At 67.3% G+C, this 19,925-nt stretch carries 21 protein-coding genes; 3 read left to right on the forward strand and 18 right to left on the reverse strand.

All coding sequences use genetic code 11. The features are described 5' to 3' along the window. Positions 1 to 4 precede the first annotated feature (4 nt). Positions 5 to 1,036, reverse strand: a complete 1,032-nt coding sequence (locus ACVWZ7_RS09165) for an ornithine cyclodeaminase (RefSeq protein WP_116765580.1) — start codon at positions 1,034 to 1,036, stop codon at positions 5 to 7. 161 nt (positions 1,037 to 1,197) lie between these two features. Continuing rightward, positions 1,198 to 1,629 (reverse strand): Lrp/AsnC family transcriptional regulator, encoded by a 432-nt coding sequence (locus ACVWZ7_RS09170; RefSeq protein WP_116765654.1) that lies wholly within the window; start codon positions 1,627 to 1,629, stop codon positions 1,198 to 1,200. A gap of 239 nt (positions 1,630 to 1,868) precedes the next feature. Here ACVWZ7_RS09170 and ACVWZ7_RS09175 point away from each other — a divergent pair, with 239 nt between their 5' ends. Then, positions 1,869 to 5,042: a bifunctional cytochrome P450/NADPH--P450 reductase gene (locus ACVWZ7_RS09175; RefSeq protein WP_456507651.1), complete on the forward strand. Its 3,174-nt coding sequence runs from the start codon at positions 1,869 to 1,871 to the stop codon at positions 5,040 to 5,042. Here the strand turns inward: ACVWZ7_RS09175 and ACVWZ7_RS09180 are convergent. From ACVWZ7_RS09180 to ACVWZ7_RS09200, 5 genes are all read right to left on the reverse strand, one after another. After that, the gene (locus ACVWZ7_RS09180) at positions 5,035 to 5,619 is read right to left on the reverse strand and encodes a hypothetical protein (protein ID WP_456507652.1); all 585 of its coding nucleotides are present in this window, start codon (positions 5,617 to 5,619) and stop codon (positions 5,035 to 5,037) included. The two genes, ACVWZ7_RS09175 and ACVWZ7_RS09180, sit on opposite strands and share 8 nt — an antisense overlap. A 20-nt stretch (positions 5,620 to 5,639) precedes the next feature. Next, positions 5,640 to 6,419 (reverse strand): enoyl-CoA hydratase, encoded by a 780-nt coding sequence (locus ACVWZ7_RS09185; protein WP_116765578.1) that lies wholly within the window; start codon positions 6,417 to 6,419, stop codon positions 5,640 to 5,642. A gap of 76 nt (positions 6,420 to 6,495) precedes the next feature. Continuing rightward, positions 6,496 to 7,437, reverse strand: a complete 942-nt coding sequence (gene mmsB / locus ACVWZ7_RS09190) for a 3-hydroxyisobutyrate dehydrogenase (protein WP_116765577.1) — start codon at positions 7,435 to 7,437, stop codon at positions 6,496 to 6,498. Further along, positions 7,430 to 8,503: an enoyl-CoA hydratase/isomerase family protein gene (locus ACVWZ7_RS09195; RefSeq protein ID WP_116765576.1), complete on the reverse strand. Its 1,074-nt coding sequence runs from the start codon at positions 8,501 to 8,503 to the stop codon at positions 7,430 to 7,432. Before ACVWZ7_RS09195 ends, mmsB begins: the two co-directional genes overlap by 8 nt. Continuing rightward, positions 8,503 to 10,002: a CoA-acylating methylmalonate-semialdehyde dehydrogenase gene (locus tag ACVWZ7_RS09200; RefSeq protein WP_116765575.1), complete on the reverse strand. Its 1,500-nt coding sequence runs from the start codon at positions 10,000 to 10,002 to the stop codon at positions 8,503 to 8,505. Before ACVWZ7_RS09200 ends, ACVWZ7_RS09195 begins: the two co-directional genes overlap by 1 nt. Before the next feature lie 132 nt (positions 10,003 to 10,134). On the opposite strand from ACVWZ7_RS09200, the gene ACVWZ7_RS09205 reads away from it, so the two are divergent. After that, positions 10,135 to 10,941 carry an exodeoxyribonuclease III gene (locus ACVWZ7_RS09205; protein WP_456507653.1) on the forward strand — a complete coding sequence of 269 codons (807 nt, stop codon included), beginning with the start codon at positions 10,135 to 10,137 and terminating at the stop codon, positions 10,939 to 10,941. Between the two features lie 31 nt (positions 10,942 to 10,972). After that, the gene (locus tag ACVWZ7_RS09210) at positions 10,973 to 11,890 is read left to right on the forward strand and encodes a hypothetical protein (protein ID WP_456507654.1); all 918 of its coding nucleotides are present in this window, start codon (positions 10,973 to 10,975) and stop codon (positions 11,888 to 11,890) included. A gap of 59 nt (positions 11,891 to 11,949) precedes the next feature. On the opposite strand, the gene ACVWZ7_RS09215 is transcribed toward ACVWZ7_RS09210, so the two are convergent. The 11 genes from ACVWZ7_RS09215 to ACVWZ7_RS09265 all read right to left on the reverse strand — a co-directional run bounded on the left by ACVWZ7_RS09215 (position 11,950) and on the right by ACVWZ7_RS09265 (position 19,834). Next, the gene (locus ACVWZ7_RS09215; protein ID WP_116765572.1) at positions 11,950 to 13,017 is read right to left on the reverse strand and encodes a LacI family DNA-binding transcriptional regulator; all 1,068 of its coding nucleotides are present in this window, start codon (positions 13,015 to 13,017) and stop codon (positions 11,950 to 11,952) included. Positions 13,018 to 13,121: 104 nt separating this feature from the next. Continuing rightward, complete coding sequence (locus tag ACVWZ7_RS09220; RefSeq protein ID WP_202615757.1) at positions 13,122 to 13,376, reverse strand: hypothetical protein; 255 nt, start codon at positions 13,374 to 13,376, stop codon at positions 13,122 to 13,124. 26 nt (positions 13,377 to 13,402) lie between these two features. Then, positions 13,403 to 14,302 (reverse strand): carbohydrate ABC transporter permease, encoded by a 900-nt coding sequence (locus ACVWZ7_RS09225; RefSeq protein ID WP_116765570.1) that lies wholly within the window; start codon positions 14,300 to 14,302, stop codon positions 13,403 to 13,405. Then, a complete protein-coding gene (locus tag ACVWZ7_RS09230) occupies positions 14,299 to 15,336 on the reverse strand; it encodes a carbohydrate ABC transporter permease (protein WP_116765569.1) in 1,038 nt (345 codons plus the stop codon). Before ACVWZ7_RS09230 ends, ACVWZ7_RS09225 begins: the two co-directional genes overlap by 4 nt. Before the next feature lie 7 nt (positions 15,337 to 15,343). Next, positions 15,344 to 16,630: an ABC transporter substrate-binding protein gene (locus ACVWZ7_RS09235; protein WP_116765568.1), complete on the reverse strand. Its 1,287-nt coding sequence runs from the start codon at positions 16,628 to 16,630 to the stop codon at positions 15,344 to 15,346. 236 nt (positions 16,631 to 16,866) lie between these two features. Continuing rightward, positions 16,867 to 17,478 (reverse strand): Asp23/Gls24 family envelope stress response protein, encoded by a 612-nt coding sequence (locus ACVWZ7_RS09240; protein WP_344361199.1) that lies wholly within the window; start codon positions 17,476 to 17,478, stop codon positions 16,867 to 16,869. Continuing rightward, positions 17,475 to 18,062, reverse strand: a complete 588-nt coding sequence (locus tag ACVWZ7_RS09245; protein WP_237563280.1) for a DUF6286 domain-containing protein — start codon at positions 18,060 to 18,062, stop codon at positions 17,475 to 17,477. Before ACVWZ7_RS09245 ends, ACVWZ7_RS09240 begins: the two co-directional genes overlap by 4 nt. Before the next feature lie 68 nt (positions 18,063 to 18,130). Continuing rightward, positions 18,131 to 18,514, reverse strand: coding sequence for a hypothetical protein (locus ACVWZ7_RS09250; protein ID WP_116765565.1), 384 nt, complete (start codon positions 18,512 to 18,514; stop codon positions 18,131 to 18,133). Continuing rightward, positions 18,511 to 18,702 (reverse strand): hypothetical protein, encoded by a 192-nt coding sequence (locus ACVWZ7_RS09255; RefSeq protein ID WP_116765564.1) that lies wholly within the window; start codon positions 18,700 to 18,702, stop codon positions 18,511 to 18,513. The genes ACVWZ7_RS09250 and ACVWZ7_RS09255 overlap by 4 nt, the downstream gene beginning before the upstream one ends. Then, a complete protein-coding gene (locus tag ACVWZ7_RS09260; RefSeq protein ID WP_456507655.1) occupies positions 18,699 to 19,226 on the reverse strand; it encodes an Asp23/Gls24 family envelope stress response protein in 528 nt (175 codons plus the stop codon). The genes ACVWZ7_RS09255 and ACVWZ7_RS09260 overlap by 4 nt, the downstream gene beginning before the upstream one ends. Positions 19,227 to 19,375: 149 nt before the next feature. Beyond that, the gene (locus tag ACVWZ7_RS09265) at positions 19,376 to 19,834 is read right to left on the reverse strand and encodes a hypothetical protein (protein WP_456507656.1); all 459 of its coding nucleotides are present in this window, start codon (positions 19,832 to 19,834) and stop codon (positions 19,376 to 19,378) included. Positions 19,835 to 19,925: the final 91 nt, after the last annotated feature.

Raw genomic sequence — 19,925 nt, forward strand, 5'->3', positions numbered from 1 at the left:
AGGCTTACGAGCCAACCGGGGAAAGGGCGCCCACGAGGCCGAACAGGTTCTTCGGGTCCTCCGGGCTGGCAACGAGGTCGATCTCCACAAAGAAGTCGGTGCCGGCGACGGCGTCGCGCACGAACCGCAGGGCGGAAAAGTCCTCAATGGCAAAGCCGACCGAGTCGAAGATGGTGACCTGTGCATCGCCGGTTCGTCCGGGTGCTTTGTCGGTCAGGACCTGCCAGAACTCCGTGACGCGGAAGTCGGCCGGCATGTGCTGGATCTCCCCTTCGATCCGGGTCTGGGGGGCGTATTCGACGAACACGTCGCCGAGTCCGAGGATCGCCGGTTCAAGCTCGGTCTTCCCGGGGCAGTCCCCGCCGATGGCATTGATGTGGACGCCCGGTTCAATCAGGTCCGCCGTGAGGATGGTGGCGTTGGCCTTGTCCGCGGTGCACGTAGTGATGACATCGGCATCCCGCACCGCATCCGCGGCGGATGCGGCGATTGTGATGTCGAAGCCCAGCGGCGCCATGTTGGCCACGAACTTCTTGAGCGCGGCGGGATCCGTGTCCCATACCCGGAGTGTGGAGATCCCCAGGGCACTCCGGAACGCGAGGGCCTGGAACTCGGACTGGCTTCCACTGCCGATCATCGCCATGACGCGCGAGCCGGCACGGGCGAGCTTCTTGGCCACCATGCCGGACGTCGCTGCGGTGCGCAGCGCTGTCAGGACTGTCATCTCGGTGAGGAACGTGGGATAGCCGTTGTGGACGTCGGCCAGGACGCCAAACGCTGTCACGGTCTGGAAACCGCGTGCGGGGTTGGACGGGTGGCCGTTGACGTACTTGAAACCATAGGTCTCGTGATCGCTCGTGGGCATGAGTTCGATGACGCCGAACGGCGTGTGGCTGGCGATCCGGGGCGTCTTGTCGAACGACTCCCAGCGCCGGAAGTCGTTCTCAACGTACTCGATCATGCCGGAAATGATGGTCTCCGGTCCGCGTCCGGCTGCCCAGCGCACCATGTTGTGGACATCGACAAAGCGCGTCATCGCGCCTCCTCATTCTCTAGTTAGTTGCTGATGCCACAACTCTAGGATTCGGCGATATGCAGTCTCAATTGCCAAACAGCAAGCTTTTTGTTGTGCAACTAATCATAATGACGACGCTGGTTGCATATTTTGTTGGCTGGATCTTCTGGGCCCCGTGATCCCTAGCGCAGCACGGAACTCAGCAGGAGGCTCGTTTCGCTGTTGACAACGCCGTCGACGCCGCGGATCCGGCCCAGGACTTGGTCGAATTCGACAAGACTCTCGGTGCGGAGCTCAGCAACAAGGTCCCACCCTCCGTTGGTGGTGTGCAGTGCCGTGATCTCGGGAAAGCCCCTGAGCTGGCGGATAACCCTGTCTGTCGTCCTGCCTTCCACAGCAATCAAGGCAACGGCGCGGATCGCCAGCGGGTCGAGTTCATCGCGGACTCGGACCGTGAATCCGACGATGGTCCCGGATGCCACAAGCCGCTCCAGCCGGCTGTTGACGGTAGCCCGAGCAACGTCTAGCCGGCGCGCCAGACTGGCCACCGAGGCCCTGCCGTCCTCACGGAGGGCAGAAAGGAGCCGGCGGTCAAGATCATCAAGGGCGGTCATTGTCATAATGTACGTCGAGCTTCACTATTTTGCGATTTCCATCAATGAAAAGTGAAGCCCCTGACCGTTGCGTCGGCATATCGCCCACACCTCGGTCCCGACCTATCGCCCCTATTGCCCGGGATCTGAGCGGAGTATCGTGGATCCGGGCAGGCCGGTCCCGTCCCGTCCCGTCCCGCAGGAATCCCAGAGGAAACAGTGCTCACAAGCGTCATATCGGCGACCGCTTAGGAGGGCCCATGCCTTCAACTCCCGTCCCCATACCGCAGCCTCCCCCGCGGCCGGTAGTCGGCAACTTGCCCGATATCGACTCCAGCAAGGGCATTCTGGGGCTGGTCGAGGTGGCCGAGCAGTACGGCCCCATCGTCCGCATCCAGTTCTTCAACCGCAGCATCATCGCTCTCTCCTCCCAGGAGCTCGTCAACGAAGTGTGCGACGAATCCCGCTTTGGCAAGGTGCTCGGCGTCGCGCTCCGGGAGGTGCGGCAATTCGCCGGCGATGGCCTGTTCACCGCGGAAACACGGGAGCCCAACTGGCAAAAGGCGCACCGGATCCTGATGCCGGCGTTCGGACCGGCGGCGCTGAAGCGGATGTTCGTGGGCATGGACGACATCGTCGAGCAGCTGCTGCTCAAGTGGGAACGGCTCGGCCCCACGGCCCGGATCGATGTTCCGGACAACACCACCCGCCTGACGCTGGACACGATCGCCCTGTGCTCGTTCAAATACCGGTTCAACAGTCTCTACCGGGAGGAGATGCATCCCTTCGTCGGGGCCATGGTCCGTGCCCTGGTCGAATCCGGGGACCGGGCCCGCAGGCTCCCGGTGCAGAACAAGATCATGCTGCGCCGGCGGCACCAGCTCGAGGAAGACAATGCTCTAATGTTCGAGGTCGCCGAGCAGATGATCAGCGACCGGCGGCGCAATCCCAGCCCTGCGGGCAGCGAGGATATCCTCGACACCATGCTCAACGCCGCTGACCCGGTGACCGGCGAGCGGCTGTCCGATGAGAACATCCGCTACCAGATGGTCACCTTCCTCATCGCCGGCCATGAGACCACCAGCGGCCTGCTGTCCTTCACCCTCTACGAGCTGATGCGGCATCCGGCAGTCCTGGCCAAGGCGCACGCCGTGGTGGATGAGGTCCTGGGCACCGAAAGCGCCAGGTTCGAGCACCTGCCCCGGCTGGGATACCTGGACCAGGTCCTCAAGGAAACCCTCCGGCTTTGGCCCACCGCCCCCGCGTTCAACGTGGCCCCGTTCGAAGACACGACGCTGGGCGGACGCTACGAAGTCCCCGCGGGGCAGCCGATCCTGGTCCTGCTCCCGCGGCTGCACCGGGACAAGGCGGCGTGGGGCGAGGACGCCGCCGTCTTCGACCCGGAGCGGTTCTCGCCCGAGCGGGCCGCGACCATCCCGGCCAATGCCTGGAAACCGTTCGGCAACGGGCAGCGCTCCTGCATCGGGCGGGGCTTTGCCCTGCAGGAGGCCATGCTGTTCCTGGCCAAACTCCTGCAGCGCTTCGATATCACCCCGGCGGACCCGGGCTATGAACTGCAGATCAAGCACACGCTGACGATGAAGCCTGAAGGGCTGTTCATCCATGTGCGCCGGCGGGACGTCCGGATCGACGCCGCCAGCCATGCCGCCGTCGAACATGCCCGGCAGGCGGAAACGCCGAGCGCCGCCCCCAACGGCATCCCGATCCGGGTGCTCTACGGTTCGAACGCCGGCACCTCCCAGGACTTCGCCCAGCGCATTGCCAACGACGCCGGACGGCGCGGCTACAGCCCCACCATCGGCCCGCTCGACGAGGCAGCCGGCGGACTGCCGACGGAGGGGCTCGTCGCGATCGTGGCCTCCTCCTACGAGGGGCAGCCGCCGGACAACGCCCGGAAATTCCTGGCCTGGACCGTAGGCCTACCGCCGGGCGGCCTCAGCGGGGTGCGGTACACGGTCTTCGGCAACGGCAACAAGGACTGGGCGCGAACGTACCAGCAGGTGCCCAAGGCCGTCGATTCCCGGCTCGAGGCCGCCGGCGCCGTGCGCGTCTATCCCCGGGGCGAGGCCAACGCCCGCGGCGACTTCTTCGGCGATTTCGACGAGTGGTATGCGGGATTCTGGCCCGCCGTCGACGCCGCCCTCGGGCAGCGGACCAGCCCACCGGCCGCGCAGCCCCAGCTTGAACTTCAGTTCGTGGGCAACGTCCGGGACCCGCTGCTGCGCCAGAACGGCCTCGCCCTCGGCACCGTCGTCGCCAACCGGGAGCTGGTCGATCTGGCCAAGCCCGGCGCCCGGTCCAAGCGGCATGTCGAGATCGCTTTGCCCGAAGGGATGAGCTACCGGACCGGTGACTATCTGGCCGTGCTGCCGCTGAATCCCAGCGGACTCGTCCAGCGCGCCCTGGCCCGCTTCAACCTCGACTACGACTCGCATGTCCTGTTGAGCATGGAGCGCGGCGACACGTTCCTGCCCACCGGCGCGCCTGTGGCCGTGGGCGAACTGCTGAGCAGCTACGTCGAGCTGGCGGTCCCGGCCACGCGCACGCAGCTCGAGGACCTGGCCGATGTCGCGGCGGATCCGGCACACCGCAGGGAACTTGAGGCCCTGGCACAGGACCGCGAGCGCCATGCGGCCGAGATCCTCGACAAGCGCGTCTCCCTCCTGGATCTGCTGGAAACGTATCCGTCGTGCCAGCTGTCGTTCACCTCGTTTCTGCAGCTGCTGACCCAGCTGACACCCCGGCGGTATTCCATTTCCTCTTCCCCGCTGTGGAGCCCCGACCACGCGACCCTGACGTTCGCCGTCGTCCAGGCGCCCGCCTGGTCGGGTCGAGGCGTCTTCGAAGGCGCCTCCTCGACCTATCTCGCCCAGGCCAGGCCGGGATCACGGATCGCGGTGACCGTCCGTCCCTCGAATGCGGCCTTCCACCCGCCCGCATCCTTGGCGGTCCCGCTCATCATGGTCTGCGCCGGGACCGGGCTGGCGCCGTTCCGCGGCTTCATCCAGGACCGGGCGCTGCGGGCCCAGGCCGACGGTTCGGCGCCGGCGCCCGCCCTGCTGTTCTTCGGCTGCCGCGCCCCGGACACGGATTTCCTGTATCACGACGAACTTGCGGCGTGGGCGGACGAAGCTAACCTGGACCTCCGGCCGGTCTTTTCCACCGCACCCGAAGACGGCATGAAATACGTCCAGGACCGGCTCTGGGCCGACCGGGCAGACGTCGTCGAGCTGGTCAAGCAGGGCGCCACGGTCTACGTCTGCGGCGACGGCAAGCACATGGCGCCGCAGGTGCGCGAGACGTGCGTGCAGATCTACCGTGAGGCCACCGGTGCCTCCCTGGCGGACGCCGAGGCGTGGATGGATGAGGTCGAACGCACCCACGGCAGGTACGTGGCCGACATCTTCACCTGATGATGCGCAGCCGCTCCCGCAGCCCGGCTGCGAGTCCGGCTATGGTCAGGAGGTCGAACAGGCCGACGCCAATTTTCACGAAACGGCGGCGTTTGACCCCGGCGAGCCGGAGCCGGAGATGTACCCGGGTCCCGGTCCGGGCGCCCGGACCGTCACTCGGCTGCGGTCCAATGCCCGGCGCCGGCCGCAGCACGATCGCCCAGCTGACTGCCAGCGCGCCGCGTTGCGAACGGTGCACCAGGACCTGTGGCGGGTCCACGGCCACAATCTCGAAGGTGGCCCCGGGGCCGCCCCAGTCGGCAATGACGTCTCCCACGCTGAGGTCCTGCAGCTCCGGGTCAACGGTCCGGAGGGCCCTGCGCCTGGCGGGGATCAGCGCTTCCGCCCAGCCGGGCAGGTACCAGCCGGAACGTTCCTTGCCCAGCTGGACGATCCACGGCCAGACGGTCTCGGGCGGGGCCGGCAGGTCGAAGGCTCGGTCCATCACCACGTCCGGGGCGGGGACCAGCGCATCGCCCGGCACGAGGGCCCGGACCTCGTCCGGGGACGGACCGACTCCCAGGAATCCGGTGTTCATGCGTGCCTTCCTGCCAGCGCTTAGCGGTGGTTGAACTCCGGCTGCCGCTTCTCAGTGAAGGCCGCCATGCCCTCTTTCTGGTCCTCGGTGGCGAACAGCGAGTGGAACACGCGCCGCTCGAACAGCACGCCCTGGGCCAGGCCGGTCTCGAAGGCCGCGTTCACGGCTTCCTTGGCCACCATCGCCACGGGCTTGGACTTGGAGGCGATCACCGTGGCGGCCTTCAGGGCCTCCTCGACGACGTCGGCGGCCGGGACCACCCGGGACACCAGTCCGGCACGTTCGGCTTCCTCGGCGCCCATGAACCGCCCGGTCAGGATCATGTCCATCGCTTTGGATTTGCCCACCGCGCGGGTGAGGCGCTGCGAGCCGCCCATGCCCGGGAGGACGCCGAGGTTGATTTCCGGCTGGCCGAACTTGGCGTTGTCCCCGGCGATGATGAAATCGCACATCATGGCCAGTTCACAGCCGCCGCCGAGGGCGAACCCGGACACGGCCGCGACCACGGGGATGCGGAGCCGGGTGAAGTCCTCCCAGCCGCGGAACCAGTCCGCCGCGTACATGTCCATGTAGCCCTTGGACTGCATTTCCTTGATGTCCGCGCCGGCGGCGAAGGCCTTGGCGGAGCCGGTCACCACCACCGCTCCCACGTCCGGGTCCTTGTCCATCGCGGTGACGGCCTTCACGAGCTCGTCCATCGTGGCCTTGTTGAGGGCGTTCAGGGCCTCCGGCCGGTTGAGCGTCACGAGGCCCACGCGGCCGCGGCGCTCCACCAGGATGTTCGCGTACTGTTCCGTCATGCGTGTTCCCCTTAGCTGGTTCTGAGCCTGCGTGGCCCTGAGCCTGTCTGGCTCCAGATGCTGCTGCCGCCCGGGACTAGTGCCCGGACGCGCCGGATTCTGATTTGTCGCGGATGTCGGTGATGATGCCGGAGAAGTCCCGCCCGGCACCGCCCTCCGCGGCAAAGGTATCGTAAATTTCGGAGGCGAGCGGACCCAGGCGGGCCGCGACGCCGGTGCTCTGGAGCGCGTTGAGCGCCAGTTTGAGGTCCTTGGCCATCAGTGCCCCCGCGAATCCGGGCTGGTAGTCCCGGTTGGCGGGGCTCGTCGGGACCGGCCCCGGCACGGGGCAATTGGTGGTCAGCGCCCAGCACTGTCCCGAGGCTGCGGAGGCGACGTCGAACAGCGCCTGATGGGTCAGCCCGAGCTTCTCGCCCAGCACAAAGGCCTCGCTGACAGCGATCATCGAGACGCCCAGGATCATGTTGTTGCAGATCTTGGCCGCCTGGCCGGCACCGTGCCCGCCGCAGTGGACCACACGCTTGCCCATGACGTCCAGCAGCGGCTTGACGGCCTCGAAATCTTCAGGGAGGGCACCGACCATGAACGTGAGCGTGCCGGCCTCGGCGCCCACCACGCCTCCGGAGACGGGGGCGTCGACGGCGTGGTGCCCGGCCGCGACCGCGAGCTCCGCGGCCTCGCGGGCCTCGTCCACGTTAATGGTGGAGCAGTCAAGGAACATGGTGCCCGGCGCCGCGGCCTCCAGCAGACCGGGCTGGCCGCCGGTGCCCCGGTAGGCGTCGAGCAGGTGCTGCCCGCTGGGCAGCATGGTCAGCACGACGGCGGCCCCCGCCGCGGCCTCGACGGCCGTCCCGGCGGTCGGAATGCCGTGTTCCCGGGCGGCGTCCAGGGCCGCCGGGACGACGTCGAACCCGGTCACGCCGTAACCGGCCTTGACCAGGTTAACGGCCATCGGGCCGCCCATGTGGCCGAGCCCGAGGAAAGCGATGCGGCCTTCCCGTGGTGTGGTCTCAGGCATTGTTCTTCTCCTTTGAAGAGAGCTTCAGTTCACGGTCGCCCAGCGGCGCAAAATAGGACTCGACGTCCTCGTTCGTCACGTCTGCGAGGGTGGCGGGCTGCCAGTGTGGCGTGCGGTCCTTGTCCACCACCTGCGCCCGGATGCCCTCGCGGAAGTCGGGGCCGGCAAGGAACCGCAGGCCCACCCGGTACTCCTGTTCCAGGGCCTCCGCCAGGGTCAGCCCGCGGACCCGGCGCAGGGATGCCAGCGCCACTTTCACGGCCGTCGGTGATTTGGCTGTAATCGTGTCCGCGGCCTCGGCGGCTGCTTCTCCCCCAATAGTGCGCAGTCGGCGAACGATCTCCCCGGCGTCGTCACTGGAGTAGCAGGCGTCGATCCACCCGCGCTGTCCGGCGAGAACAGACTGCGGAGCCGGTTCGGCGAACCGTGCGACGACGGCGTCCGCCGGTTCGGTTTCGAGCGCCGCCGCCAGCTCCGGCAGCCGGGCCGAAGGCACGAAGTGATCTGCAAGGCCCAGGAACAGCGCGTCCGCCCCGCTCAGGTGGGCGCCGGTCAGGGCCGTGTGCGTGCCGGTCTCCCCCGGTGCGCGGGACAGCAGCAGGGTGCCGCCGACGTCGGGCACGAACCCGATGGTCGTTTCCGGCATGCCCGAGCGGGTGCGTTCGGTGACGATCCGCACCGAACCGTGCGCGGAGATGCCCACCCCGCCGCCGAGGACCAGCCCGTCCATGAAGGCGACGTAGGGCTTGGGGTACTCGGAGATGAGCAGGTTCAGCCGGTATTCGACGGCCCAGAAGTCCGGGGTGGCGTCCCCGCCATCGAGCATGTCCCGGTAGATGGCCACGATGTCGCCGCCCGCGCACAGGCCCCGGTCGCCGGCGCCCCGGACCAGTACCGCCGCGACGGCGTCGTCCTCGGCCCAGACCGTGAGCTGGTCCAGCATCGCGGCAGCCATTCCGGCGGTGAGCGCGTTGACGGCCTTGGGTCGGTTCAGCGTCACGACGCCGAGGCGGCCGCGGCGCTCGAACAGGACGTCGGCAGTCTCGTCGGCCCCCTGGTCAACCATCAGCTGCCTTCCGGCATGACGAAGCTGGCGCCCGTGCGGATGCCAGAGGGCCAGCGGGTGGTGACGGTCTTGGTCTTCGTGTAGAAGCGGAAGGCGTCGGCGCCGTGCTGGTTGAGGTCGCCGAAACCGGAGGCTTTCCAGCCGCCGAAGGTGTAGTAGGCGATCGGCACCGGGATGGGAACGTTGATGCCCACCATGCCCACCTGGACCCGGCTGGCGAAGTCGCGGGCAGCATCGCCATCGCGAGTGAAGATGGCCACGCCGTTGCCGAACTCGTGCTCGCTGCACAGGCGCAGCGCCTCGTCGTAGTCCTCCGCGCGAAGCACGCTGAGCACCGGGCCGAAGATCTCTTCCTTGTAGATCTTCATGTCCTTCGTGACGTTGTCAAACAGTGTGGGACCCACCCAGAAGCCGTTGTCGTAGCCCTCTACCTTCAGGCCGCGTCCGTCAGTGACGAGGCTGGCCCCCTCCTCGACGCCGGAGGCGATGTAGCCTTCGATCCGCTCCTTGGCGGAGGCCGCCACGACGGGGCCGAAGTCGGAATCCTTGGCCAGGCTGTGGCCGACCTTGAGCACGGCGATGCGCTCCTGCAGCTTCGCCACGAGGGCATCGGCGGTCTTCCGGCCGACCGGGACGGCCACCGAAATCGCCATGCAGCGCTCGCCCGCGGAGCCGAAGCCTGCCCCGATGAGGGCGTCCGCGGCCATGTCCAGGTCCGCGTCCGGCATGATCACCATGTGGTTCTTGGCCCCGCCGAAGCACTGGGCGCGCTTGCCGTTCGCCGCGGCGGTCGCGTAGATGTACTGGGCAATGGGCGTGGAGCCGACGAACCCGATGGCCTGGACGCGGGGATCCGCGAGCAGCGCATCCACCGCTTCCTTGTCCCCGTTGACCACGTTGAAGACGCCGTCGGGCAGGCCCGCCTCGGTGAAGAGCTCGGCCAGCCGGAGCGGCACGGAGGGGTCCCGCTCGGAGGGCTTGAGGATGAAGGCGTTGCCGGCGGCGAGGGCCGGGCCGGACTTCCAGAGCGGGATCATGGCCGGGAAGTTGAACGGCGTGATGCCGGCGACGACGCCGAGGGGCTGCCGCATCGAGTGCACGTCGACGCCGGTCCCGGCGCTGTCCGAGAACTCGCCCTTGAGCAGGTGCGGGGCGCCGGCGGCGAATTCCACGACTTCGATGCCTCGCTGGATGTCACCCTTGGCGTCGAGGAAGGTCTTGCCGTGTTCGGAGGACAGCAGGGTGGCGAGCTCGTCCATGTTCTGGTTGACCAGGTCCACGAACTTGAGCAGGATCCGGCCGCGCCGCTGCGGATTCATGGCGGCCCATGCCAGCTGACCCTTCTCCGCGCTGGCAATGACGTTGCCCACCTCCTCGGCGCTGGCCAGCGGCAACCGGGCCTGGACCTCGCCGGTGCAGGGATCGTACACATCGCTGAACCGGCCGGAGGTGCCGTCCACCCGCTGCCCGTCAATGTAATGGGATAGCTCTCGAACCATGACCGAATGCTCCTTTGCATGTGACCTAGATCATCTCTCCAGCCGAATATACTCGGACTTCCTACTAATTTCCAGAGGACCGGTGGGAGGCGGCCGCTTCGTCCGCGGGCCAAGTTCGGTAAGTTAGGGACTGTGAAGATTGCTACCTGGAATGTGAACTCGCTCCGTGCCCGCGCCGACCGCGTGGAGGCTTGGCTTCAGCGCACTGACTGTGACGTCCTGGCCATTCAGGAAACGAAGTGCAAGGACGAGAACTTCCCATGGGAGCTCTTCGAGAACCTGGGCTACGAGGTGGCGCACTTTGGCCTGAGCCAGTGGAACGGCGTCGCCATTGCCTCCCGGGTGGGGCTCGACGACGTCGAACGCACCTTCCTGGACCAGCCAGTGTTCGGCAAGAACGGCAAGGACGCCGTGCAGGAGGCCCGGGCCATCGGCGCCACCTGCGGCGGCGTCCGGGTCTGGAGCCTCTACGTCCCCAACGGCCGCGCCCTCGACGACGAACACATGCCCTACAAGCTCAACTGGCTGGACACACTGAAAAACCATGCCGGAACCTGGGTCAAGGACGACCCCGAGGCACAGATTGCGCTGATGGGCGACTTCAATATTGCGCCCCTGGATGAGGACGTCTGGGACATCGACTACTTCCGCTCCGAGGGCCTCACCCACGTCAGCGAGCCCGAGCGCAACGCCTTCCATGCCTTTGAGGAGGCGGGCTTCCAGGACGTGGTCCGCCCGCACGCCCCGGGGCCCGGCGTCTACACCTACTGGGATTACACGCAGCTCCGCTTCCCGAAAAAGGAAGGGATGCGGATCGATTTCATCCTGGCCTCCCCGGCGCTGGCAGCCCGGGTGACCGGTGCGATGATCGACCGCGAGGAACGCAAGGGCAAGGGCGCCTCGGACCACGCCCCGGTGATTGCGGAACTGGCGGACTGATGGCTGCCGCCGAGGGAAGCGTCGTGATCCAATGACGGGGAACATCTACCGCGGACAGGCCGGACTGCCGTTCTCTTCCGCGCTCCGGATCTACGAGCCCCTCGAGGCATTCCCCGCGCAGCAGCAGGAAACCCTGCGGGCAGCCGGCGCCGGGCAGGGATCGCGCGCCGCCGTGGAGAACGCCGAGCTGATGGCGTCCCTGGGCCGGATCACCCGTCCCGACGGGGATCCGTTTCCCACCGGCCGGACCGACCTCGTGCGCGTTGTCCCGGCCCCGGCCAAGCAGGCCTCGGCCGGGGCAGCGCACGACGCCGCGGAGTCCGGCAGCGGCACGGCCACGGCGGACCAGGCCGACCGGCTGTTGTATTGCCCCAGCCAGCTGGTCCTGCGCGCGGGGCTGGCGGCCAATGCGCTGATGGAAGGCATCCACGGGCCCCTGGCCCAGCTCCTGATTCCGGAGGAGCAGCGGGACAAGCATCAGGAGCGCATTGATGAGGTGCGGGCCCACGATGGTGTGAGCCGGGTCCACACCCGGGCGTCCACGTGGGGTATCCCGTTCAGCTGGTTCTGCCTTTTCCAGGAATCGGACCCCACCGACGTCGTGGAGTCCGAGGGTCACATTGTCACGGTCCGTATCCGCGCCGGCATCGGCAAGGCGCTGGAGCGCGTGAGTTATGCGGTGGCGCATCTGGCCATGGCCGCGCCCGATCTCGACATGCTCGAGGACCTGACCCAGCTCACGGAGTGGCTTGAGCTCTTCCACCCGGATTCCGTCGTGGAACTCGATTACGGCGCTGTGGCCGACAAGGTCTACCCGGACGATTCGCCGTTGGACGTGCGCTTGGGCATCGAGTGCCTGGCGGAAGGCGACATGACCGGGGCCGCCGCGGCCTACCGACGGCTGGCCTCGCGCTGGGTGCCGATCCGGCAACTGGCCCGCGCGTCCTAGATCCGAGGGACGGCCGCCGTGCCGGCCGGCGCTAGGCGGACAACACTAGGCAGACGGCGCTAGGCGGACGGCTCCGGCCGGCGGTGCGGCGGCGCCGTCGTCCTCCGCACGATCAGGCGGTGCGGCGCGACCGTGGACTGCACGGCCCCGGCGATTCCGTCGAGTTCGTCCAGCAGCATCTTGGTGGCGAGTTCGGCCTGTTCGTCCGGTTGCTGCCCCACCGTCGTGAGCCCCATGGCCTCGGCGAAGTCGTGGTCGTCGATGCCGATGACGGACAATTGCTCCGGCACCTTCACCCCGGCCTTGTTGGCCTCGAAGATGACGCCCATGGCCATCTCGTCCGAGGCGCAGAAGATTGCGGTGGGCTTGGGTCCGCTCCGGGCCCACAGGCGCCGGAACGCCTCCTGGCCGCTGCGAACGGTAAAGTCCCCCCACTCGTCCCATTCCGGCCGAACAGGCAGCCGCGCTTCGCGCATGACGTCCTGGAAGGCCTGGATCCGGACCCGGGGGACGTCGAAGTTGAGGTCGGTTTCGTCGTCGCCGTGCAGGAGCGCGATATCGGTGTGGCCGAGCCCGATCAGGTGCCGGACCGCGGTGGCCGCAGCGGCGTAGTCGTCGATGCCGATGTAGGGGCATTCCTCGACGTGCCCGCCCACGACCACGAGCGGGATATCGATCTTCTGCAGGTGCTCGATTTCCTCATGGGTGAGCGCCATACAGAGGACAAGCAGGGCGTCGATCTGTTTGTAGACCATGGTCTTGCTGAAGAGCCGCTCACGGTGGCTGCCGTGGCCGCCGAGGTTGAAGAGCGAGAGGTTGTACTGGCGGGCGTGCAGCTCGCGGTCTGCGCCCTCGATGGCCTTGGAGAAGAACCAGCGGCTGACGAACGGTGCCAGCACACCGATGGTCTTGGTCCGGCCTGTCGCCAGGCCGGACGCCGAGGACGAGGCAACATAGCCCAGGGATTCGGCGATGCCGAGGATCTTCTCCCGCGTCGCCGGGGAAACGCGGGGCAGTCCGCGGACGGCCCGGGAGACCGTAGCCGTGGAGACGCCGGCGGCGGCAGCGACGTCCTCGATGCTGACGCCGGAGTGGCCGCCGCGCTGCGCCCGTTCTACCCGTGCCACTTGTGTCCCCTTACTGACGGTCCGTGGATCCCTGACGGCTGTCCGCAGACGTGCTGCGCCCCGCCTCCCCCGCGGCAGTTGAATAAAAGTGCTGGCCTCGCGGCCTAGCCGCGCCTGCTGGCTGTCCGGCGCGGCAGGCGCCGGCGCAGCCGGATCATCCCGTAGAGGGCCAGCAGTGCGACGAGCAGGCCCAGGGCCCAGCCGAGGGCGTCCTGGGCGGTCACCTCCATCCAGACGGTGACTACCAGCAGAACCAGGGCCCAGAAGCCGAGGAACCCGATGATGATGTCGAAGTCCTCGCCGGAACGCACCTTTCGACGCGATGCCGGCACATGGCCCTGGTTCTGCTCGTCTGTCACGACGCCGCCCTCACTCGAGGCCATCCTCACTTGACGGCGCCGGCGGTCAGGCCGGCCACGATCTTGCGCTGGAACACCAGCACCAGGATGACCAAGGGGATGGTCACGATGGTGCCCGCCGCCATGATCGCGGTGTACGGGATCTGGTTGGGCTGGGCGCCGGCGAAGCTGGCGATGGCCACAGTAACGGGCTGCGTTGCGTCGCTCGAGAGCTGGCTGGCGATCAGGAATTCATTCCAAGAGGAGATGAACGCCAGGATGGCGGTCGTGAAGATCGCCGGCGCGGCCAGCGGCATGATGACCTTCCGGAAGGCCTGCCCCTGTGTGCAGCCGTCCACCCTCGCCGACTCCTCGAGCTCCCACGGCATCTCCCGGAAGAAGGACGTCATGGTGTAGACGGTCAGCGGCAGCACGAACGAGATGTTCGGGATGATCAGGGCCTGGTAGGTGCCCATCCAGCCGATGTTGGTGAAGAGCTGGAACAGCGGCGTGATGAGAGCGACGCCGGGGAACATGGAGGCCCCCAGGATGAAGCCCAGCACGAGGTACTTGAACTTGAAGTTCAGCCGTGCCAGCGCGTACGCGGCGAACACGCCGATCAGCAGCGACACCACGGTCACGACGGAACCGATGAACAAGCTGTTGAGCAGGGCTTGGCCGAAGTGGTTGCCGAACGAGGTGTCGAATGCGGTCTTGAAGTTGTCCAGCGTCACGTGGGTGGGCAGGATCGAGGTGTCGTAGGTGTAGCCGACGTCGCGGAACGCCGTCACTACCATCCAGTAAGCCGGGGCCAGGCACCAGATGAGGATCACAACCGCACTGATGTAGGTCCGTCCCTGGGCCCACTTCTCGCGGTTCTGCGCGGTCTTCCGGCCCCGGTCCTGCTCTGCGCGCAGCTCGGTTGCGGCGGTCGTCGCGGCGGTCATTTCTTCCCCTTACCTGCGCCGGTCTGCTGCTCCACCACGTTCGCCCCGAGGAAGCGTACAAAGATGAAGGCCACCAGAAAGATGATGATGAATGTGATGGTGGACAAAGCCGCCGCCGCGTTGAAGCCCTGCCTGATCTGGTTGATCACCAGGATGGACAGCGTGGTGGTGTTGTTGGCTCCGCCCGTCAGGATGTACGGGAGGTCGAACATGCGCAGCGCGTCCAGGGTGCGGAACAGGATAGCCACCATGAGCGCCGGCTTCACCAGCGGCAGGGTGATCATCCGGAAACGCTGCCAGGCGGAGGCGCCGTCGACCTTGGCCGCCTCGTACACTTCCGCGGGAATCATCTGCAGGCCGGCCAGAATCAGCAGCGCCATGAAGGGAGTGGTTTTCCAGACGTCGGCGATGATCACGGCCCACCTCGCCGGCCATTCGCTGCCGGTCCACAGGATGGACGTGTTGAAGAGTTTGTTGCCGATGCCTTCGAAGGCGAAGATGAACAGCCACAGCTTGGCCGTAACGGCGGTGGGGATGGCCCACGGCACCAGGACGGCTGCGCGGACCAGGCTGCGGCCGCGGAAGGCCCGTGCCATGATGACGGCCATCCAGAAGCCGAGCACGGTCTCGAGTGCCACCGTGACGATGGTGAAGAAGAACGTGGTGGCGGTGGCGGACCAGAACTGCGCACCTAGGGTTCCCGGCGGGCAGTCGACGGTTCCGCCGGACGGAGCAGGGCACTGCTGGAAAATCCAGTTGTAGTAATTCGAGAAGCCGGCCGGGCCACCCTCTACGAAGAGACCCGTGGCGGGGTCCAGACCAGCGTCCTTCTGGAAAGACATCACAATGGCGGTGATGATCGGGTACACGATCACCACTGACAATGCGAGGATGGTCGGCGCCAGGAGCCAGGCGGCCCAGCGCCCCTGCGTCGCGATGCGGTTGTCCTCTCCCACACCCTTGGGTGCGTGGTGGATCGGAGCACCGCCCGACGCCGGTGCCTTGACCGACGTCGGGCCTACTTCAGTTGCCATGATGAACCTACTGTCCCGCGCTAGCGGACTCGATGGACTTCTGCATGTCGGACAGGGCAGCGTCTACGGTCTTCTCGCCCTTGATGGCCGAGTACGCGTTTTCCTGGATGGCCTTGGTGACGGCCGGGTAGAACGGGGTGACCGGGCGCGGCACGGCGTTCTCGATCGAGGTCTTCAGGACCGGAAGGTACGGCAGCTTGGCGACGAGGTCCTTGTCTTCATAGAGCGCGCCGAGAACCGGGGCGAGCGAACCCTGCGTGGCGAAGAACTTCTGCGTCTCTTCCGTGGTGAGGAACTTCAGGAAGTCCAGCGCCGTGGCCTTGTTCTTCGAGTAGACGCTGATCGCGGCGCTGTGGCCGCCGAGGGACGAGGCGCCCGGACCGTCCTTGCCCGGGAGTGCGGTCATGCCCAGGACGTCCTTGACCTTGGATGAACCTTCCGTGGTGGCCAGGTTGTACACGTAGGGCCAGTTGCGCAGGAACAGCAGCTTGCCGTCCTGGAACGCCTGGCGGCTCTCTTCCTCCTGGAAGGTGATGGCTTCCTTCGGGATGCTGCCGTCGGCGTAGGCCTTGGCCAGGTTGGCCATCCCTGCCTTTGCCTCAGGGGTGAGCAGGCTGGGCTTGCCGTCCGCGTCCAGCACGGCCCCGCCGGCGGAGTTGATCGCCTCGGAGGCGTTGACTGTCAGCCCCTCGTACTTCTTGAACTGGCCCGAGTAGCAGCCCATGTTGTTGGCCTTGGCGATGGAGCACATGCTCATCATCTCGTCCCAGGTCTTCGGGGGCGTGGGAACCAGGTCCTTGCGGTAGTACAGGATGCCGCCGTCGGAAGATTCCGGTGCCGCGTACAGCGTGTTCTTGTAGGACGCGGCGACGACGGTCGGCTTCAGCATGGCCGAGGTATCCAGCGCCATCTTGTCCTTGAGCGGCTGCAGCCAGCCCTTTGCCGCGAATTCGGCGGTCCAGACGACGTCGACGCTGGCAACGTCATAGCCGGCGTCCTTGGCCTGGAAGTGCTGGACGAGGTCGTCGTGCTGCTGGTCCGCCTGGTCGGTCTGCTCCTTGAAGGTGACCTTCTCATTCGGGTGGGCGGCGTTCCACTTTTCGATCAGCGGCCGGACCACGTTGCTGTTGTCCTTGCCCTGGACATACGTGATGGGACCGCGCCCGTCCAGGCCCTGCGAGGCAGCGTCGCTGCCGCCGCTGGAACTGCCGCCGCCTCCGCCGCCACAGGCCGAAAGGGTCAGTGCCAAAACGCCTGCTGTGGCGACGGGAAGTAGGAAATTGCGGGTTTTCATACTGGAGTGCTCCTCGCTGAGTACCGGTAAAAACGGCCGTGCAGTTGGTGTGTCGACCATCACAGTAATCAACAGTCTGCGGGGAATGCAAGCGTTTACATGAAACCTTAATACAAAGGAGACTTAGTAGTTCCGCTGGGGCCACCGGCCCTGGGGGCGGCCGACCCGCCGGTTCGGCCGCCCGGCACGCCCGGTTCAAGCGCCTACCGGGTATGTTGCGTCCACTTCACCGCGGCTTATCGGACGCGCTCGGCCCGGCCAAACCGCGACCGCGTCCCGGAGCCGATATGGATCAGGACCGGGGTGCGCTTGCCGATGACGGCGTCGAGCGCTTCCACGAGTGCGGAGACTTCGGCGGCGAGCGCGTGCGGCGCGACGCCCTGGCGCGGCTCAACCCGGATCTTCAGGGCAGGTTCCCCCCGGATCTCGTAGGCGGCAACGGTGACTCCCGCCAGGTCGGGCCGGTCCGCGAGGGCCGCGCGGAGCGCCTGTTCCGCCACTCCGCCGCTGATCCCGACATTGCCCGGGACGCCGCCCGGGTCCTCCTCGGCCGCGATCAGGCTGGTCCGGCCTTTGCCCTGCTGGGCGACCCAGGCGACCATCAGGGCCAGCACCAATACGAGCGCACCGCAGATGGCAAACCATAGCCAGCTCCCCTGGTGGCGGGGGAACTGCGTCCGTTCGAACAGGTCGAGCCAGTATTTCAAGACGCCGCCCGCCCACTCGTGCCACCAGACGCCGACGGCGGGGACGCTCGCGAGCAGCATCAGCAGGACGCCGATGGCGAGCAGCTTGATGCCGAGGATGCCGATCAGGATGCGGTTCAGGACTCTGGGAGTGTTGTTCATGCCCCCACCACCCCTGACGTGGCTACGTGGATCCGAACTTCCGGAGTGGGCGAGGGGCCCATGTCCTGCAGCTCCCGCCGCACGGCCTCAAGGACGGCGTCGGGGCGCAGCGGCACACCTGAGGTGGGCCGGACGTTAACCTCTACCCGGTTCCGCGAGACGATCACCATCACCTGGCCCTGTGTCACGTTGGCGGCCAGCCGCGCGCGGCGTGCCAGGGCCGCCGCGATCACTTCATCGTCGACTACGACGCCGGCCCGGCGGTCTGCGAGAAGGTGCCGCGCACGGCGTCCCGGCAGGACGGCATTGAGGAAGAAGAACAGGCCCGCCATGGCCACCACGGCGCCGGAGACGCCGAGCAGGAGCGGCGGAATCCCGGCCGGGAGGGCGACGGCACGCTCGGCCGCGGTCTGCGGATCTATGAGCCACGGTGGTTGCCCGAAGGCACGGACCGCCGTTTCAAGCAGCGCGTACCCGCACACCACAATAACCAGGGCGGCCGCCATCACGGAGACAACGGCACGCGATGAGTGGGTCTCCCGTTTGAGGATCCGTGCCATGCCGGCCGCACCGGAGCCTGGCATTCCGCTCTCCGTCACCGCGCCGGCGTCGTTTGGGCCCGAGCCGACAGTGGCATCCCGGGTATCCTGGCTCAACGCACCCGCCCTCCCCCGTGTACGGTGGCCCCACTGATGCGGATGTCCACCCGACTCAGCTGTGCCCCGGTCAACGCGGTGACCCGGTGCAGGATTTCGGCCTTGGCGGCGACGGCTCGGTCCCAGATGGCGCCGCCGAACCCGGCCACGCGCGCGGGGTCCCGGAGAACCGTGGTGAGGGGCGGGATCCCGATCGGCGTGACCAGCGAGAGCGCCAGCAGCCCGTCATCATCCGACCACTCGGCACGCACGCCCTGCGCCGGTACGCCGAGCGCCTCACCCGCGGCCGCCCGCGCCACGCTCGTCAGGGCCTGGGTGCTGATGCGGTTGTGCCCGGCCACCGCGGCGCCGCGGATCGGCGCCCCAGCCGTGATGCTCATGAGGAAGAACGCCGGCCCGTGAGGGCATCAAACACGCTGCGCAGGTCCAGTTTCCCCGCTGCGGCCCGGCCCAGCAGCGCGCCGATACCCATGAAGAAGAGCGCGCCAAGGAAGCCCCAGGCTCCGAACTGGAAGGACATGAAGGCCACGAAGGCGCCCATGGCGATTCCCACAACCGTCAGATTCACTGGATTGCCTCCCTTACCGGCCGGACCTCGCCGGCGACGGCCGGTTTGGCCGGACCGGGCACATGAACGTCGTTGATCTCGATGTTTACCTCGATCACTTCAAGCCCCACCAGTTCCTCCACGGCGGAGTAGACGGCCGCCCGGATCTGGTCGGCGAGAGCCTGCAGGGGGGTGCCGTAGACCGCGACGAGGTCGATGTCCACGGCGACCTGCGTTTCGCCGACTTCGACGCGGACCCCCGCGCCGTGATCGGCGCTGCCGACGGCGTCGCGAATGGCACCGAGGGCCCGCGACGGTCCGGATCCCAGTGAGTAGACACCGGGTACCGCGCGGGCGGCGATGCCAGCGACCTTGGCGACGGCGGCTTCGGAAATGACCGTGCGTCCGGTGCCCGCCAGCGCGGGCAGCCCGTCCACAGGACTGGCTACAGGACTGGCTACTTGACTGGGCGCTTGGCTGGGCGCCGGGCCGGGCGCCCGGCCGGCCATGCGACCCGCCACCGGCTGAGAATCTTGGTATTCCATGGAGCACTCCCCCTTCTCTTTGACACAACCCTAGTCCCTGCCTTGGGCCGTGCGGGGGAATCTTGCCGCGCCCGGTTACCCCGGCCGCCGCGAGGGCCGGAACTGGGAGGTGCGTGGCGACCGCGGCGGCAAGGGCGGATCCGGTGGGCCTACTTACAGTTGGTGGCGATCCACTGGGTCACGGGCGCCATGGCGGCCTGGAGCTTTCCGCTGGAGAACACCGTCTGGTCGGTGACACCGGCGATTGCCACGTCCTTGAGGTTGGCGAAATCGGCCTTAAGGCTGTCCGGAACGCGCTCGGCGGTCTCGGCCAGCTCCGCCTTGGACTGTTGCAGCTCCGCCGTCTTGCCCTGGGCGGCCGACAGCGGCAGGAGGGTGGCGCCGGCGGCCTGCTCCGAAATCTTGGTGCACGCCTCGGCGGCGCTGGCGAAACCGCCGAAGGGTCCGGACGTCGCGGTGGTGCTTGGCGTGGCGGACGCGGGCGCCGGGGCCGCGTCTGTGGCGGACGACGGAGCGCTTGCGGCCTGCGGTGCCGAGCAGCCGGTGAGGGCCAGAGCGGCGAGAAGGGCGGTTGCGGCGAGAGGACGGGCAATATTCTTCGAAGTCACGTTGCAGAATCACTTTTCGGTTGAGATTGCGCCGCCGGCCCGGACAGGGCTGCCGGCGGCCTTGGTGTTCTTTCCCCAGCGTGCGAGTCTA

It is taken from the genome of Arthrobacter sp. TE12232 (assembly GCF_054062615.1).

Coding starts and splice junctions, on each gene's coding strand:
- mmsB (WP_116765577.1), bottom strand. CDS start 7,437: ATGCCTGAGACCACACCACGGGAAGGCCGCATCGCTTTCCTCGGGCTC.
- ACVWZ7_RS09185 (WP_116765578.1), bottom strand. CDS start 6,419: ATGACGGAACAGTACGCGAACATCCTGGTGGAGCGCCGCGGCCGCGTG.
- ACVWZ7_RS09180 (WP_456507652.1), bottom strand. CDS start 5,619: ATGAACACCGGATTCCTGGGAGTCGGTCCGTCCCCGGACGAGGTCCGG.
- ACVWZ7_RS09240 (WP_344361199.1), bottom strand. CDS start 17,478: ATGAACAACACTCCCAGAGTCCTGAACCGCATCCTGATCGGCATCCTC.
- ACVWZ7_RS09235 (WP_116765568.1), bottom strand. CDS start 16,630: ATGAAAACCCGCAATTTCCTACTTCCCGTCGCCACAGCAGGCGTTTTG.
- ACVWZ7_RS09170 (WP_116765654.1), bottom strand. CDS start 1,629: ATGACCGCCCTTGATGATCTTGACCGCCGGCTCCTTTCTGCCCTCCGT.
- ACVWZ7_RS09230 (WP_116765569.1), bottom strand. CDS start 15,336: ATGGCAACTGAAGTAGGCCCGACGTCGGTCAAGGCACCGGCGTCGGGC.
- ACVWZ7_RS09195 (WP_116765576.1), bottom strand. CDS start 8,503: ATGGTTGACCAGGGGGCCGACGAGACTGCCGACGTCCTGTTCGAGCGC.
- ACVWZ7_RS09245 (WP_237563280.1), bottom strand. CDS start 18,062: ATGCCAGGCTCCGGTGCGGCCGGCATGGCACGGATCCTCAAACGGGAG.
- ACVWZ7_RS09250 (WP_116765565.1), bottom strand. CDS start 18,514: ATGAGCATCACGGCTGGGGCGCCGATCCGCGGCGCCGCGGTGGCCGGG.
- ACVWZ7_RS09260 (WP_456507655.1), bottom strand. CDS start 19,226: ATGGAATACCAAGATTCTCAGCCGGTGGCGGGTCGCATGGCCGGCCGG.
- ACVWZ7_RS09165 (WP_116765580.1), bottom strand. CDS start 1,036: ATGACGCGCTTTGTCGATGTCCACAACATGGTGCGCTGGGCAGCCGGA.
- ACVWZ7_RS09200 (WP_116765575.1), bottom strand. CDS start 10,002: ATGGTTCGAGAGCTATCCCATTACATTGACGGGCAGCGGGTGGACGGC.
- ACVWZ7_RS09210 (WP_456507654.1), top strand. CDS start 10,973: ATGACGGGGAACATCTACCGCGGACAGGCCGGACTGCCGTTCTCTTCC.
- ACVWZ7_RS09225 (WP_116765570.1), bottom strand. CDS start 14,302: ATGACCGCCGCGACGACCGCCGCAACCGAGCTGCGCGCAGAGCAGGAC.
- ACVWZ7_RS09175 (WP_456507651.1), top strand. CDS start 1,869: ATGCCTTCAACTCCCGTCCCCATACCGCAGCCTCCCCCGCGGCCGGTA.